Origin of the sequence: Amycolatopsis vastitatis (genome assembly GCF_002234595.1) — a bacterium.
Classification (GTDB): domain Bacteria; phylum Actinomycetota; class Actinomycetes; order Mycobacteriales; family Pseudonocardiaceae; genus Amycolatopsis; species Amycolatopsis vastitatis.
The window spans coordinates 110,182-124,704 of record NZ_NMUL01000004.1 but is presented as its reverse complement, the minus strand read 5'-3'; the positions used below and the strand labels follow the sequence as shown (position 1 = coordinate 124,704).

The following is a 14,523-nucleotide window of genomic DNA, read 5'->3' as shown; positions in this document are numbered from 1 at the left end:
CCGGCAACTCAGGCTCGGTCTCGGCGGCGCGCACCGACTCGACCACCGGCAACTCAGGCCCGGCCTCGACACCGTCGCCCGACTCCGCCACCGGCAGCTCAAGCTCGGCCTCAGCATCGTGGCCCGGCTCGGCCGAGGGCAACTCAGGCTCGGCTTCAGGCCGCACCTCGACAGCTGTTCCGTCGATCACCGCGGGCCCGGCCGGCGCGTCAGCGCGCTCGGCTTCGAGCGTTTCCGTCCCCTCGCGGACCTCTTCGTCTGCCACGCCCTGCCCTCCGCGGGACCCGACCCGACCTACAGGTAGAGACCCGTCCCGTGCTCGGTCCGCTCCATCGCCACGGCGTGGATGTCGCGTTCGCGCATCACCAGGTGCCCCTCGCCCTGGATCTCGACCTCGAACTGGTCCTCCGGGTTGAAGAGCACGCGGTCGCCGGTCTTGACGTTCCGCACACTGTTGCCGACGCCCAGTACATCACCCCAGGCGAGGCGGCGCGCCACCTGCGCCGTCGCCGGGATCACGATGCCGCCGCTGCTGCGGCGCTCGCCCTCCTCCGGGGACAGCCGCACGAGCACGCGGTCGTGGAGCATCTGGATCTCGAGTTTCGGCCCGTCAGACACGGCGTGCATGTTACTCGCCGGTCTTGGGCTCGCCCGCCATGACCAGGCTCAGTTCCCGCGCCCCGCCGCTCTCCAGCCGCACCGGCACCCCCCAGTCCTGCCGGGTGATGCGGCACGCCGGGTGCTCGGCGCCGTCGTCGCAGCTCGCCGCCTGCGCCACAACCTGCAGCACGCCCTCGGTGACGCCCGGAGCGAGCCGGATCTTGCGTCGCAGGTCAGTGCCGGTGCCACCGCCGTCGACGAGCAGCGAAGGCGGCGACGCGCTGATCTCGAGCCGCGTCGACGGGCCGAAGCGGTCGTCCAGCTTCTCGCCGGGCGGCGCCGTGAACACCACCGAAAATTCGACCTCCCCCGGCGCCAGCACCGTCGGCGGGCGGCGCACGGCGTGCGCGTCCCCGGTGACGACGGTCGGCTCGGTCGTGGGCAGCGCCGCGATCCGGTTGCCCGCGGACTCGACGACCATCAGCTCACCGTCGTGCAGCAGCAGGCCCTGCGGTTCGGCGAGCCCGGTGGCGATCGTGGTCACCTCGCGGGTGAAGACGTCGAAGCGGCGAACGGCGCCGTTGTAGGTGTCGGCGATCGCGATCTTGTCGCCGGGCAGCACGGCGAGGCCGAGCGGGTGCTGGAGCAGCGCCTTGTCGGACGGGCCGTCGGTGTGACCGAAGGAGAAGAGGTCGACGCCGATCGCGGTGTGCACCGTGAAGGTCTCGCCGTCGGGCTCGATCCAGCGCAGCGCCGACGTCTCCGCGTCGACGAGCCACAACTTGTCGCCCTCCACGGCCAGGCCGGACGTCTGCGCGAAGAACGCTTCGCTGACGTCGCCGTCTCGAAGACCTTCGACAGTCGTCCCGGCGAAGCGGCGGATCGTGCCCGTGACCGGGTCGAACACGCTCAGCGTGTGGTTGCCCGCCATGGCGACGACGATCCCGCCGGCCGGCCCCCACCAGGCGACGTCCCACGGGCTGGTCAGGTCGACCTCGACGCCCTTGCCGGAGTCCGGCCCGCTGCGCCACTGCGCGCCGGTGCCGGCGACCGTGGTGACCTCGCCGGTGATCAGGTCGAGGCCGCGCAGCCGGTGCCCGGCGGTGTCGGCGACCACGGCGTGGTAGCCGACGCGCTCGGCGATGTCGTACGGCAGGAGCGCGATGCCCGACGGCTCGGTGAAGGTCGCGATGTCGAACGGGCCGTCCTGACCGCCGCGTTCGCCGCTGCCGAAGCGGCGGATGACGGTCTCGCCGTCCGAAGCGAACTCGACGATCGCGTGGTGCCCGGTGTCCGCGACCAGGACCCGTCCCTCGGCGGTGGCGACGGCCTTGCTGGGGAACCGCAGCTCGCCGGGCTGCTCTTCGACCGGCACGTACGGGCTGCCGCCGCGGCGGAGCGTCCCCTTCGCTTCGTGTTTCGTCACAAGATCCGCGATGACGCGGCGAAGCGCCTCTTGGTGCCCTTCGCCCGCCGCCACGTGCACGACGTACCCCTCGGGGTCGACGACGACCAGCGTCGGCCACGCGCGGACGGCGTACTGCGACCACAGCTCCATCTTCGGGTCGTTGACGACCGGGTGGTGCACGTCGTAGCGGCGGACCGCGGCTTCGATCGAGGCACGCTCACCCTCGTGCAGGAACTTCGGCGAGTGGACGCCGATCGTGACCAGCACGTCCGCGAACTCCGCTTCGAGCGGACGCAGCTCGTCGAGCACGTGGAGGCAGTTGATGCAGCCGCTGGTCCAGAAGTCGAGCAGGACGATGCGCCCGCGCAGCCCGGCGAGGGTGAGCGGGCGGTCGCCGGTGTTCAGCCAGACGTCGCCGCGCAGCTCGGGGGCGCGCACGCGGCTCTGCGGTCGTGGAGAAGTCACGGGGAGAGTGAACTACACGCGGGCACGCTCTGTTCCGCGGTCCGGCCGATGAGAGAACAAACTCACCCCGCCGGGGTTCGCCCAGGTCGGTGCCGAAAAGGACGCGCGGCGCGGGTGAGCCGCCGCTTAGGCTCGTGGTCATGACCCCCGTCCAGCCGGCCGGCGCCCTCACTCCAGAGGAGGCGCGGCACCTGCAGGAGAACCTCCGGGAACCCGTGCGTCCCGGGCTGACCGAGACCGAGCTCGACGACGTCGAGCGCCGCTTCGGCTTCCGCTTCGCCGCGGACCACCGGACGTTCCTGTCCGCCGGCGTCCCGATCGGCGACCGCTGGCCCGACTGGCGCTGCGGCAACGCCGAACAGCTGCGCAAACGTTTGGCATGGCCGGTGGACGGGGTGCTGTACGACGTCGAGCACAACGGCTTCTGGCTCCCCGACTGGGGCACGCGCCCGGTCGGCCCGGAGGACGCGGTCCGCGAAGCCCGGCGGCGCCTGGCCGACGTGCCGCAGCTGGTGCCGGTGTGCGGGCACCGCTACCTGCCCGGCCTGCCGGGCTCGGTGGGGTACCCGGTGCTGTCGGTGTACCAGACGGACATCGTCGTCTACGGCTGTGACCTGCGGGATTACCTGCACCGCGAGTTCGCGACGGGCGGAATAAGCACAGCCCCACCGGACGGCCCGCGGTACATCCCGTTCTGGTCCCGCTTCATCGACTGATCAGTTCTCGCGGCGCAGCATGCGGCTGACGCCGGCCGCCACGGTGGTCGCCAGGATCCAGCCTGAGGCTGTGAAGCCTGCCGCCACCCAGTTGTCCGGGCCGTGCATGTACCACCTCGACTTGTTGCCGAAGTCGACGATCGGGACCAGCAGGTCCGCCGTGTAGATCACCGGGTTCCACTGCAGGCCCGTGTCCTGCTGGTTCACCACGCAGCGCTCGCCGTTCGCGACGTAGCGGCCCGACTTGTCCGTCACGCAGTCGTCGGAGCCCAGGCCGAACCACAAGCTGCCCAGGACCAGCAGCGTCAGCAGCCAGCCGAGCGCGCGGACCGGGCGGTAGCCGTAGCCGACCATCGATCGCTGCAGCCAGCTCCACAGGCGGACGCCCGGGCCGAAGAACTTGAACCCTCTGGCCAGTGCCTCGTAGCGGAACTGCTGCTTGCGCAGGGCCACCGTCGAGGCGTGCTCTTCGTTTCCCGCCGCGCGCAGCATGTGCGCCAGCTGGTCGTACGGGCCCGGCCGGTAGCCGCGCATCGCGTTGCGCAGCATCTCGATGCGGTCGTCGAGCGCCTTGTCGTCGGCGAGCGGGATGCCCTTCTTGAGCGCGTCGTAGCGGAAGTCCTCCAGCTCGATGCCGTCGGACGCCGCCCAGAACTGCTGGTTGTCGCTCAGCGTTCCGCAGTGGGCGCGCCGGAGCACGATCCGGCCCGTCGGCGGGCTGCTGGGCGTCAGGATGAACTCGTCCGAGGCGACGTCACCCGCGTCGAGGGCCACGCCGAACGGCGGCAGCGAGCCCAGCTGGGAACCGCGCAGGTCCACGCGCCGGGCGACCTGGGCGCCGTCGAGGTTGACGCCCCCCTCGGCGACGAACGGGCGGCCGTTGTTGTCCCGCAGCGTCAGGTCGCGGCCGACCCGGCCGGTCCGGACGTCGAGGGAGTAACTGCTGGTGGCCCGCTGGCCGGGCTCGGTGAGCCGGGTGCCCGCCAGGTTGATGCTGCCGCCGACGTCCACGCCCTGCAGCCGCAGCGTGCCGTGGATCGTGGCGTCGGTGAGCTGGAAGTTGCCCGCGATCTTCGAGCGGCGGGCCGAAAACACGTCACGGCCGGGGTGGCGGAACATCGAGTTCCAGGCCAGGAAGTTGCCGCCGACGGTGACGTCGGCCAGCCGCAGCTGCCCGGCGGGCACGCGCAGGCTCGTCGCCTCGATGTCGCCGCCGATCTCGGTGCCGTCCAGGTGCAGCGCGCGGTCGTAGTACGGCACCGTCTTGCCGCGCTCGACCCGGATCTCGGCGCCGGCCAGCCGCAGCGAGCCGCCGATCCGGGCGTTGACCATCCGCAGCGTGCCCAGCGCCTGCAGGCCGTCCGACAGCTCGACGTTCCCGTCGACGCGCATCCGGTCCGCGACCAGCGCCGGCCGCGGGTCCAGGTACGGGTCGTTGGACTTCCACGCGTCGACGGCGATCGGCCCGTGCTGCGACACCGTCAGCTTGGCCTCGCGCAGCGAGATGTCGCTGTCCACCGTAGCGCTCGGCAGGTACATGATCCCGGTGGCGGAGAAGCGTTTGCGCTGGCTGGCCGGGCCGTAGTTGTCCACCTCGCACAGCAGGCTGCCGCCGATGTGCAGGCCGTTGCCGTTGAGCGCGAAGCCGTCCGGGTTGTTCAAGGTCGCGCCGGAGAAGTTGACGTTACCGCCGGTCCGCAGGCCGGGCAGCCGGACTTCGCCGTTCGCGACCATCCGGTAGGCCAGCAGCGCGCCGGTCAGCACGAGCCGGTCGGCGTGGATCGCCTTCCCGTGCGGGTGCGAGATGACGGTGCGGGTGAGCACCATCGACCCCTCGATCACCGCGTCGGTGAAGTTGACCGCGGCGTTCGGCATCCCGCGTTCGCGGTCGTCGCCCCGCTGGACGGTCGTCTCTTCGATCTCCCGCTTGTCCCCGTCGACCTGCACGACGCTGCGGATCAGCCGGACGTCGTTGCGGCTGCGCATGTTGCGTGCCTTCAGCCCCGGCAGCCAGCACTTCCGGAAGACCAGGCCCAGCAGGTTCGCCTCGCGCACGTCCGGCGGCTGCTCGAACCGGCAGCGCTCGAACCGGAACAGGTACTTCAGGTCCGCGGCCCGCAGGTCCAGCGTCCCGGTGATGTAGGCGTCCTCGACGTAGACGATCGGGGCGTTCGTGGCCTGACGCCGCCAGCGCATCAGCCCGGCGTTGCCCGGTTTGAGCAGTTCAGACGCCTTGACCTCGTAACGGCGGTCCGGGATGCCTGCGAAGGGGTCGAGCGGCGGCAGCGCACTTTCGGTCGACATGCGAGCTCCCCCTCCCTCACCCCGCCATCAAGGTAGCGAAAAAACGGCGGAAACGGTGCCGGAACACCGTTTCCGCCGCACTCTCTTCTTTCGGGGGCTCCGGGTGGCGGAGCCCCCGGCCCGGGGCGAAGGCCCCGGATGTAACAGCCTCAGGCGTTGGGGTTCAGCACCCGGGCGAGGAACGACTTGGTCCGCTCCTCACGCGGGTCCCCGATGACCTGGGCGGGCGGGCCCTCTTCGACGACGACGCCGCCGTCCATGAACAGGACCTTGTCCGCCACCTCACGCGCGAACTGCATCTCGTGCGTGACGACGACCATGGTCATGCCGTCCTTGGCGAGCTGCTTCATCACGCCCAGGACGTCGCCGACGAGCTCCGGGTCCAGCGCGGACGTCGGCTCGTCGAACAGCATCAGCTTCGGCCGCATCGCCAGTGCCCGCGCGATCGCGACGCGCTGCTGCTGCCCGCCGGACAGCTGCGCCGGGTAGTTCTTCGCCTTGTCGGCGAGCCCGACACGCTCCAGCAGCTCGAGCGCGCGCTGCCGCACCTGGGCCTTCGGCTCGCGCCGGACCTGGATCGGCGCCTCCATGACGTTCTCGAGCGCCGTCATGTGCGGGAAGAGGTTGAAGCGCTGGAACACCATGCCGATGTCCTTGCGCTGGAACGCGACCTCCTTCTCGGGCAGCTCGTGCAGCTTGTCGCCCCGCTGCTTGTAGCCGACCAGCACGCCGTCGACGTAGAGCCGGCCGGCGTCGATCTTCTCGAGGTGGTTGATGCAGCGCAGCAGCGTCGACTTGCCCGAGCCGGACGGCCCGATCAGGCAGAGCACCTCCCGCTCGTGCACCTCGAGGTCGATGCCCTTGAGGACGTTGACGCTGCCGAAGCTCTTGCGGATCTTCTGCGCGGACACCACGGGGGTCATGTGACGTTCCCTCCACCCCGGCCGAACACCCTCGACCGCCAGCCGGCCCGCTGGACGACGTCCCGCGAGGTACCGCGCGCGAACCGCTTCTCGATCTGCATCTGGACGAGCGTCAGCACCGACGTCATGAACAGGTACCAGGCGGCCGCCACGATGAGCAGCGGGACCGTCTTGTAGTTCTGCGAGTAGATGGTCTGGACGGCGACCATCAGCTCGAAGTACCCGATGGCCACGACCAGCGACGTCGTCTTCAGCATCGAGATCGTCTCGTTGCCGGTCGGCGGGATGATCACCCGCATCGCCTGCGGCAGGATGATCCGCCGCAGCGTCTTCGTCCGGCTCATGCCGAGCGCGCTCGCCGCCTCCAGCTGGCCGGAGTCGACCGACTGGATGCCGCCTCGCACGATCTCGGCCATGTACGCGGCTTCGTTCAGCCCGAGACCGAGCAGCGACGCGGTGAACTGCGTGATCAGCTGGTTGGTGTCCCAGCTGACGAACTCCGGCCCGAACGGGATGCCCAGGCCGAGGCGCGGGTAGGCCAGCGCCAGGAAGTTCCAGATCACCAGCTGCGTGATCAGCGGCGTACCGCGGAACAGCCAGATGTAGATGCCGGCCGCACCCGACGTCAGCGGGTTCGGCGACAGGCGCATCACGGCCAGCAGGATCCCGCCGACGATCCCGATCAGCATCGAGATCACGGTCAGGATCAGGGTGTTCTGCAGGCCGCGCAGCACCCGGTCGTCGAAGAGGTAGTCCCCGACGACCGGCCACTGCAGTGCGTCGTTCGTGATCACGCTGCGGACCACGATGAACGCCACGAAAAGGATGATCACGCCGGCCACCCAGCGCCCGTAATGGCGCACCGGGACGGCCTTGATGGCCTCGGCGTCGGCCGGCGCCTCGGTGGGAGGCGCTTCGGAGGAACTCACGAACTCGTCCTAACTCGGAAGACTCAGGAAGCCGGGTTGATCTCCGACTTGGTGACCGCGCCGGTGGCGTTCAGGCCCCACTTGTCCAGGATCTTCTTGTACGCGCCGCTGTCGATCAGCTTCTGGATCGCACCCTGGACGGCCTTGCCGAAGTCGCCGCTGTTCTTCGGCAGCACGATGCCGTACGGCGCCGTGTCGTACGGCGCGCCGACCGACTCCAGCTGCCCGTTGGTCTGCTTGACCGCGTAGTCGATGACCGGGGAGTCGGCCAGCTCGCCCTGCACGCGCTTCGCGGTGAGGGCCAGGTTGACGTCGGTCTGGGCCTGCAGCTGCGTGACCTCGATCGCGGGCTTGCCCGCGCCGGTGCACGCGGCGTTCTTCTTGTCGAGGTCCTCGACCTGCGTGGTGCCCTTCTGGACGGCGATCTTCTTGCCGCAGAGGTCGTCGACCTTGATGCCGTCGGGGTTGCCCTTCAGCACGGCCAGCGAGGTGCCGGCGCTGTAGTAGGAGATCATGTCGACCGACTGCAGCCGGTCGGCGTTGATGCTGAACGACGAGATGCCCATCTCGTACTTCTTGGCGCCGATGCCCGGGATGATGCCGTCGAACGAGGAGTTCTGGAACTCCATCTGCACGCCGAGCACCTGGCCGATGGCCGTGCCCAGGTCGACGTCGAAGCCGGCCGCCTTGCCGCCGTCCTGGAACTCGTTCGGCGGGTAGCTCTGGTCCTGGCCGACCACGATCTTGCCGTCGGCCTTGACCGCGGCGGGCACCATCGCGGCGAGCGCGTCGTCCTTTGTCACCGTCCCCACGTCACCCGAACCGGCACCCGGCGCCGCCGAGCTGCTCGGGCCGGCGTTGCCGGCGCCACTACCGCCGGCGCCACAGGCCACGGTCAGGCCGACCAGGGCGAACGCAGGCAGCAGGGCGAGCGCCTTGAGTTGGGGTCCTCGGGCCACGTCGTCACTCCTCGTAGTTCTCAGTTCGTGAGAGCACGCATATTGCCACTCATCCATACCAAAGCACAGCACCGTGAAGTTACGGCGATGTTTAGAGAGGCGCGCGTCGTACCGCGGGTATCGCCGTCCACCCCGGGTGTGAGTAAGGATGTCGTTCATGAACGCCACGCCGCCCCGGCTGCCCCCGTCCGGTCGACGTGCGCGGAAGGCGACGACCAGCCGGATCACCCGACCGGGTGCCCGGTTCGACGGCTACCTCGCGCCGGACCGGCCGCACGCGGATGCCTACGACGAGATGTTCGCCGCCGACGGCACCGTCCGCGGCCCGTACCGCGCGCTGTACGAGTCGATCGCGGCCCTCGACGCGCACGACCTCAACTCGCGGTCGCAGGCTCTCGACCGGGCGATGGTCGACCAGGGGATCACGTTCTCGCTGTCCGGGCAGGAGCGGCCGTTCCCGCTGGACCTGGTGCCGCGGGTGATCCAGGCCGCCGAGTGGGCGAAGCTCGAGCGCGGGGTCGCCCAGCGCGTCCGCGCGCTCGAGGCGTTCCTCGCCGACGTCTACGGCGACCGGCAGATCCTGCGCGAAGGCGTGCTGCCTCGGCGGCTGATCACCTCCTGCGAGCACTTCCAGCGGGAGGCGTTCGGCATCAACCCGCCGAACGGCGTGCGCATCCACGTGTCCGGTGTGGACCTGGTGCGCGACGAGGAGGGCACCTTCCGGGTGCTGGAGGACAACCTCCGCAACCCGTCCGGGGTGTCGTACGTGATGGAGAACCGGCGAACGATGGCCCGGGTCTTCCCGGACCTGTTCGCCCAGCACCGCGTGCGCCCGGTCGGTGACTACGCGTCGCACCTGCTCCGGGCGCTGCGCGCGGCGGCGGCCGCGAACGTCGCCGACCCGATGGTCGTCGTGCTCACCCCCGGCGTCCACAACGCGGCGTACTTCGAGCACTCGCTGCTGGCGCGGCTGATGGGGGTGGAGCTGGTCGAAGGCCGCGACATGTTCTGCCGCGACAACGTCGTCTACCTGCGGACCACCGAGGGCGAGCGCCAGGTCGACGTCATCTACCGGCGGATCGACGACGAGTTCCTCGATCCCGTGCACTACCGGCCGGACTCGGTCCTCGGCGTCGCGGGCGTGCTGAACGCGGCGCGCGCGGGCAACGTCGTCGTCGCGAACGCCGTCGGCAACGGCGTCGGGGACGACAAGCTCGTCTACACCTACGTGCCGGAGATGGTGAAGTACTACCTGAACGAGAAGCCGCTGCTGCCCAACGTGGACACGTTCCGGTGCTGGCTGCCGGACGAGTTCGACCACGTCATGGCGCACCTCGACGAATTCGTCGTCAAGCCGGTCGAGGGCTCCGGCGGCTACGGGATCGTCTTCGGACCCGAGGCGTCGAAGAAAGAACTCGACACGCTCCGGCGCAAGGTGCGCGCGCACCGGCGCGGCTGGATCGCGCAGCCGGTGGTCCAGCTCTCGACCGTGCCGGCCAAGGTGGACGACCGGCTCGCGCCGCGGCACGTCGACCTGCGGCCGTTCGCCGTCAACGACGGCAAGGACATCTTCGTGCTGCCCGGCGGGCTGACGCGGGTGGCGCTGCCGGAGGGCAGCCTGGTCGTCAACTCCTCGCAGGGCGGCGGTTCGAAGGACACGTGGGTGCTGGCGTCCCGCGCCTCGACGGCCGAGCGCGAGCTCGAGCGGCCCGCACTCGGGGTCGCGTCCACTGTGGACAGTTTGGTCACCGAGCAGGGGCCGGAGCTGACGACGTCCCAGCAACAGCAGCAGCAACAGCAACAGAGCTGAGTTGAATGATCCCTCAGCGGTAAAGATCACTTCGGGATGTGGAGGTTCCCATGCTCGCCCGCAACGCGGAGTCGCTGTACTGGATCGGCCGGTACGTCGAACGCGCCGACGACACCTCCCGCATCCTCAACGTCTCGGTCCACCAGCTGCTGGAGGACGCGACCGTCGACCCGGACAACGCGAGCCGCCAGCTCCTGGCCGTCCTGGGCATCGACCCGGAGGGCGCGGAGTCCCTGGACGTGTGGAAGCTGACCGAGCTGGTGGCGTACGCGAAGGACAACCCCGCGTCGATCGTCGGCTCGATCAACTCGGCGCGCGAGAACACGCGCGGCGCCCGCGAAGTCGTCTCGACCGAGCTGTGGGAATGCCTGAACGCGACCTGGAACGCGGTGCCCGACCGGCAGCGCTACGCCCGGCGCGCCGGGCCGCACGCCTTCCTGTCCTTCGTGGAGGAGCGCGCGGCGATGTTCGCCGGGCTCGCCGACTCGACGATGAGCCGGGACGACGGCTGGCTGTTCATGGTGCTCGGCCGCTCGATCGAACGCGCCGACATGGTCGTGCGGCTGCTGCTGTCCCGGGTCGCGGACCGTGCGTCGTCGCCGGGCTGGATCACGGTGCTGCGCTCGGCCGGTGCGCAGGACACCTACCTGCGCACGTACCGGGGCGCCCTGGACGCCGGCCGCGTCGTCCAGTTCCTGTTGCGGGACACGCTGTTCCCGCGGTCGGTGTTCCACGCGCTGCGCCAGGCGGAGGAATGCCTGCAACGGCTCGACCCGGGCGGCGGCGCGCGCACCAACGAGAAGTCCGACGCGCTGCGCGAACTCGGCCGGGCCCGCAGCGAGCTGGAGTTCCTCCGCCCGTCGGAGCTGCTGACCGACCTGCCGCGGCGGCTCGGCGCGTTGCAGACGTCGATCAAGGAGATCGGCGAAGCGGTGTCGTTGCAGTACTTCAGCACGTCGCCGTGGGTGGCGTGGAGCGGTGCGGAGGTTTCGCTGTGACGTGGCAGCTGCGGGTGGCGCACCGGACGGGGTACCGGTACGCGACACCGGCGACGCAGTCGTACAACGAGGCCCGGCTTACCCCGCGCTCGGACCGCCGCCAGACGACGGTGGCGACGCGCATCGAGACGGCCCCGGCGACCCGCGCCTACCGGTACACGGACTACTGGGGCACGGTCGTGACGTCGTTCGACCTCCACGCGCCCCACACGGAGTTCACCGTGCTCGCGACCTCGGTGGTCGAGACGGCGGACGAAGCCGAGCCGATCCGCACGGCGACGTGGAAGGGCTTGCGTTCCGACACGGTCGTCGACCATCGCACCGAGTACCTGACCCCGACGGACTACACCCCGCATGACGCTGAACTGGCCCGCGAGGCCCGCTCGCTACGACGCGGGCTGGACCCGGCGGACGCGGTGCTGGCGGTCTGCGAGTGGGTGAACAAGCAGCTGAAGTACCAGCCGGGCACCACGGGCGTCCACTCGACGGCGACGGACGCCTGGCAGGCACGCGAAGGCGTGTGCCAGGACTTCGCGCACGTGACGCTGGTGATGCTGCGCGCGATCGGCGTCCCGGCGCGGTACGTGTCGGGGTACCTGCACACCAACCCGGACGCGAAGCTCGGCGAAGTGGTCGAGGGCGAGTCCCACGCCTGGGTCGACGTCTGGACCGGCGGCTGGTGGGCGTACGACCCGACGAACGCGATCCCGGTCGGGCCGCGGCACGTGTGGGTGGCCATGGGCCGGGACTACGCGGACGTGGCGCCGCTGAAGGGCATCTTCACCGGCGGCGGGCAGTCCACTTTGGACGTCTCGGTGCACCTGACCCGGCTGGCCTAGCTCGCGGTCCTTTCGTCGAGCAAGCTCCTCAGGTGGTCGATGGTGGCGCGGATGTCGTTCTCCCACTTCCGCGCCTCCTCGTCCCCACTCCGCGCGGCGTCCAGCTGGGCGAGGACCCAGGTCCGGATCAGGGCGGTCGGCGCCAGGCCGCGCTCGGCGGCGAGACCACGCAGTTCCTCGATCCGGTCGACCGGGATGCGCACGCTGTACACCGCATTCGGACTCTTGGCAGGCTCACGATGCGGAATCCAGCCGATCTCGGCCTCCGGATCGGCTTCGGCCGCCTCCGCGACCCGAGCCAGGAGTTCCTTGTCCGTCATCACCGCACCTCCCGAAGTCCTCGGTACACCTGCCGCGCCCGCCTGTCCGCCGGCCAGGCCGTGGCCACGTGCCAGATTCCGTTCGGCGGATGCCGATCCGGCACGAGCACCACCACCAGCAGACGCCCCATCCCCGGCGAATGGCCGAGCACCCGGATCGACTCGCCCGTGCGAGACGAAGGATCCCGGCCGACCAGCCTCCGAGGATCGAACACGGCCTCAACAGCGTGCTCCGACTCGATGTCGAGCGCGCCGGGGTAGCGCAGTGAGCGCCGAAGGTGCTGCGGATCCGGAACGTGCACCTCCTCCAACGGCAAGCGCTCGAGCGGAATCCCGTCGTAGATTTCGCCTTCCACTCCAGGAACGTATTACATCGTAATACGCTTCCTCGATCGAGGCAATCCCGTCACTCAGGCAGCACGCCGGGCTTGCTCAAGTTCGCGTGCCCTGGCTTCTCAAGCGGGTCAGCCGCGGGCGTGCGCGTCCAGGATGTGCGCGACGGCCTCGGTGACCTGCTGCGCGTAGTCCAGGTGCAGCCACTCGTCCGGCACGTGGATGTTCGAGTCGGCCCCGCAGGCGCCGGTGACCAGGAACTGCGCGTCCGGGTACTTCCGCGAGAGCAGGCCCATGAACGGGATCGACCCGCCCATGCCGGTCGCGCGGTGCGGGCGGCCGAAGACCTCGTCGCTGACCGTGCGCAGGGCGGTCGTCAGCCACGGCGCCTCGGTCGGCGCGTTCCAGCCGCTCTCCGCCTGGGGCGAGCCGAGCGTCACCTTCGCGCCGTACGGGACGTCCGTGGTCAGGACGCGCTTCACGGCTTCGAGCGCCTTCTCGGCGTCGGCCGTCGGCGGGAGGCGGAAGCTCAGCGTCAACGTCGTGCTCTCGCGCAGGACGTTGCCGGCGTCGGCGGGCTTCGGGAAGCCGTCGGCGCCGATCACCGACAGCGTCGGGCGCCACGCGTTGTTGAGCATCAGCTCCAGCGCGTCCTCTGTGATCACGCGCCCGCCTTCGACCAGCGGGAACGCCTTCGTCAGCGCCTCGGGGAAGTCCTGCGCGACGGCCTTGAGCTCCGAGAGCCGGTCCGCCGGGACGTCGACCTTGAGCTCGTCGAGCAGCAGCTCGCCGGTCGCGCTGTCCTCGAGCCGTTCGATCAGGTGGCGCAGGATCCGGAACGAGCTCGCGACCACCCCCGAAGCGACGCCGGAGTGCTGCGCCGAGCCCAGCAGCTGCACCGTGACGTCGAGGTGCAGCATCCCGCGCAGGCTCGTGACCAGCCACAACCGCTCGTAGTCGCTGCCGCCGGCGTCGAGGCAGACCACCAGCGAGACGTCGCCGATGCGGTCGGCCAGGTGCTCGACGTAGGCGGGCAGGTCGGGACTGCCGGACTCCTCGCCGGTCTCCAGCAGCACCACGATCCGGGCGTGCTCGCCGCCGGCCGCGTGCACGGCCTCGATCGCCGTCGTCGCCGCGTAGCCGGAGTAGCCGTCGTCGACGGACCCGCGGCCGTACAGCCGGCCGTCGCGGATCACCGGGGTCCACGGGCCGAGGCCTTCGGACCAGCCCCCGACCGGGGGCTGCTTGTCGAGGTGGCCGTACATCAGGACGGTGCCCTTGTCCGCCGCGCCCGGGGTCGCCGGGACGTCGACGAGCAGCACGGGGGTCCGGTCTTCGAGCTGGACGACCTCCAGCGTCGCGCCGGGCAGGTCGCGCCCGGCGATCCACTCGCGGACGTGGTCGACGGCGGCGGCGAGGTGACCGCTGTCCGCCCAGCCGGCGTCGAAGGCCGGCGACAGGGCGGGGATGGCCACCAGCCCGGAAAGACTGGGGATGACATCGCTGGTCCAAGCGGACACGACGGATTCACGGACGGATTTCTGCTCCACGACGCCATCGTGCCACGCAGGTGACAACGTGCGGCACATCACAGAGGCGTAGCCCGGGCGGGTGACCGTGTGTCCGCACGCCCGCGTGCCCGTGCGGACACGCCTGGTGAGCACGCGCTCCGTCGCCATACTCTCGTAGGTCCAATGCTAGGGCTTCCTAACGTTTTCCCTGTTCAGAGGCCCTTTCTCAGCAACAAATCAGCATCCGTGACTCACCAAAGCGTGGACCTTCGTGCCAGGATGTCGGCGAGAACCGTCAACGCCGACGGTGACCGAGCGCTTCGGACCCGATGCGCTGGTCCCCGCCGGTGCAGTCGCTGTGGTCGCCACAAGCGGCCGCCAGAGGCACCGACACCGAGGAGTACTGCG

At 70.1% G+C, this 14,523-nt stretch carries 13 protein-coding genes; 4 read left to right on the top strand and 9 right to left on the bottom strand.

What is annotated here, in order from left to right; translation table 11 throughout:
* Positions 1-294: 294 nt before the first annotated feature.
* Complete coding sequence (locus tag CF165_RS03355) at positions 295-627, bottom strand: GroES family chaperonin (protein WP_093945923.1); 333 nt, start codon at positions 625-627, stop codon at positions 295-297.
* A 1-nt stretch (position 628) separates the two neighbouring features.
* Entirely contained in the window at positions 629-2,446 is a 1,818-nt protein-coding gene (locus CF165_RS03350; RefSeq protein ID WP_093945922.1) for an NHL domain-containing thioredoxin family protein, read from the bottom strand.
* A 167-nt stretch (positions 2,447-2,613) separates the two neighbouring features.
* Here CF165_RS03350 and CF165_RS03345 point away from each other — a divergent pair, with 167 nt between their 5' ends.
* Complete coding sequence (locus CF165_RS03345) at positions 2,614-3,189, top strand: hypothetical protein (RefSeq protein WP_093945955.1); 576 nt, start codon at positions 2,614-2,616, stop codon at positions 3,187-3,189.
* Here the strand turns inward: CF165_RS03345 and CF165_RS03340 are convergent, their stop codons facing one another.
* The 4 genes from CF165_RS03340 to CF165_RS03325 all read right to left on the bottom strand — a co-directional run bounded on the left by CF165_RS03340 (position 3,190) and on the right by CF165_RS03325 (position 8,304).
* On the bottom strand, positions 3,190-5,493 hold the full coding sequence (locus tag CF165_RS03340) for an oxidoreductase (protein WP_093945921.1): 2,304 nt from the start codon (positions 5,491-5,493) through the stop codon (positions 3,190-3,192).
* Positions 5,494-5,642: 149 nt separating this feature from the next.
* The gene (locus tag CF165_RS03335) at positions 5,643-6,416 is read right to left on the bottom strand and encodes an amino acid ABC transporter ATP-binding protein (RefSeq protein WP_093945920.1); all 774 of its coding nucleotides are present in this window, start codon (positions 6,414-6,416) and stop codon (positions 5,643-5,645) included.
* Positions 6,413-7,345, bottom strand: a complete 933-nt coding sequence (locus CF165_RS03330) for an amino acid ABC transporter permease (protein ID WP_093945919.1) — start codon at positions 7,343-7,345, stop codon at positions 6,413-6,415. Before CF165_RS03330 ends, CF165_RS03335 begins: the two co-directional genes overlap by 4 nt.
* 23 nt (positions 7,346-7,368) lie before the next feature.
* Positions 7,369-8,304: an ABC transporter substrate-binding protein gene (locus CF165_RS03325; protein ID WP_205660753.1), complete on the bottom strand. Its 936-nt coding sequence runs from the start codon at positions 8,302-8,304 to the stop codon at positions 7,369-7,371.
* 148 nt (positions 8,305-8,452) lie between these two features.
* Here CF165_RS03325 and CF165_RS03320 point away from each other — a divergent pair, with 148 nt between their 5' ends.
* From CF165_RS03320 to CF165_RS03310, 3 genes are read left to right on the top strand one after another with little or no spacing between them, the layout of a single operon-like run.
* Positions 8,453-10,114: a circularly permuted type 2 ATP-grasp protein gene (locus tag CF165_RS03320; protein WP_093945918.1), complete on the top strand. Its 1,662-nt coding sequence runs from the start codon at positions 8,453-8,455 to the stop codon at positions 10,112-10,114.
* 50 nt (positions 10,115-10,164) lie between these two features.
* Complete coding sequence (locus tag CF165_RS03315; RefSeq protein ID WP_093945917.1) at positions 10,165-11,112, top strand: alpha-E domain-containing protein; 948 nt, start codon at positions 10,165-10,167, stop codon at positions 11,110-11,112.
* Complete coding sequence (locus CF165_RS03310; RefSeq protein WP_093945916.1) at positions 11,109-11,951, top strand: transglutaminase family protein; 843 nt, start codon at positions 11,109-11,111, stop codon at positions 11,949-11,951. The genes CF165_RS03315 and CF165_RS03310 overlap by 4 nt, the downstream gene beginning before the upstream one ends.
* Here CF165_RS03310 and CF165_RS03305 read toward each other — a convergent pair.
* From CF165_RS03305 to CF165_RS03295, 3 genes are all read right to left on the bottom strand, one after another.
* On the bottom strand, positions 11,948-12,271 hold the full coding sequence (locus CF165_RS03305; protein ID WP_093945915.1) for a hypothetical protein: 324 nt from the start codon (positions 12,269-12,271) through the stop codon (positions 11,948-11,950). The two genes, CF165_RS03310 and CF165_RS03305, sit on opposite strands and share 4 nt — an antisense overlap.
* Complete coding sequence (locus tag CF165_RS03300; protein ID WP_093945914.1) at positions 12,271-12,627, bottom strand: hypothetical protein; 357 nt, start codon at positions 12,625-12,627, stop codon at positions 12,271-12,273. The genes CF165_RS03305 and CF165_RS03300 overlap by 1 nt, the downstream gene beginning before the upstream one ends.
* A 108-nt stretch (positions 12,628-12,735) precedes the next feature.
* A complete protein-coding gene (locus CF165_RS03295; protein ID WP_167441335.1) occupies positions 12,736-14,154 on the bottom strand; it encodes a M20/M25/M40 family metallo-hydrolase in 1,419 nt (472 codons plus the stop codon).
* Positions 14,155-14,523: the final 369 nt, after the last annotated feature.

Excerpts from the sequence above, each read along its gene's own strand:
- CF165_RS03335 (WP_093945920.1), bottom strand. The coding sequence starts at position 6,416 with ATGACCCCCGTGGTGTCCGCGCAGAAGATCCGCAAGAGCTTCGGCAGC.
- CF165_RS03345 (WP_093945955.1), top strand. The coding sequence starts at position 2,614 with ATGACCCCCGTCCAGCCGGCCGGCGCCCTCACTCCAGAGGAGGCGCGG.
- CF165_RS03315 (WP_093945917.1), top strand. The coding sequence starts at position 10,165 with ATGCTCGCCCGCAACGCGGAGTCGCTGTACTGGATCGGCCGGTACGTC.
- CF165_RS03320 (WP_093945918.1), top strand. The coding sequence starts at position 8,453 with ATGTCGTTCATGAACGCCACGCCGCCCCGGCTGCCCCCGTCCGGTCGA.
- CF165_RS03305 (WP_093945915.1), bottom strand. The coding sequence starts at position 12,271 with ATGACGGACAAGGAACTCCTGGCTCGGGTCGCGGAGGCGGCCGAAGCC.
- CF165_RS03340 (WP_093945921.1), bottom strand. The coding sequence starts at position 5,493 with ATGTCGACCGAAAGTGCGCTGCCGCCGCTCGACCCCTTCGCAGGCATC.
- CF165_RS03355 (WP_093945923.1), bottom strand. The coding sequence starts at position 627 with ATGCACGCCGTGTCTGACGGGCCGAAACTCGAGATCCAGATGCTCCAC.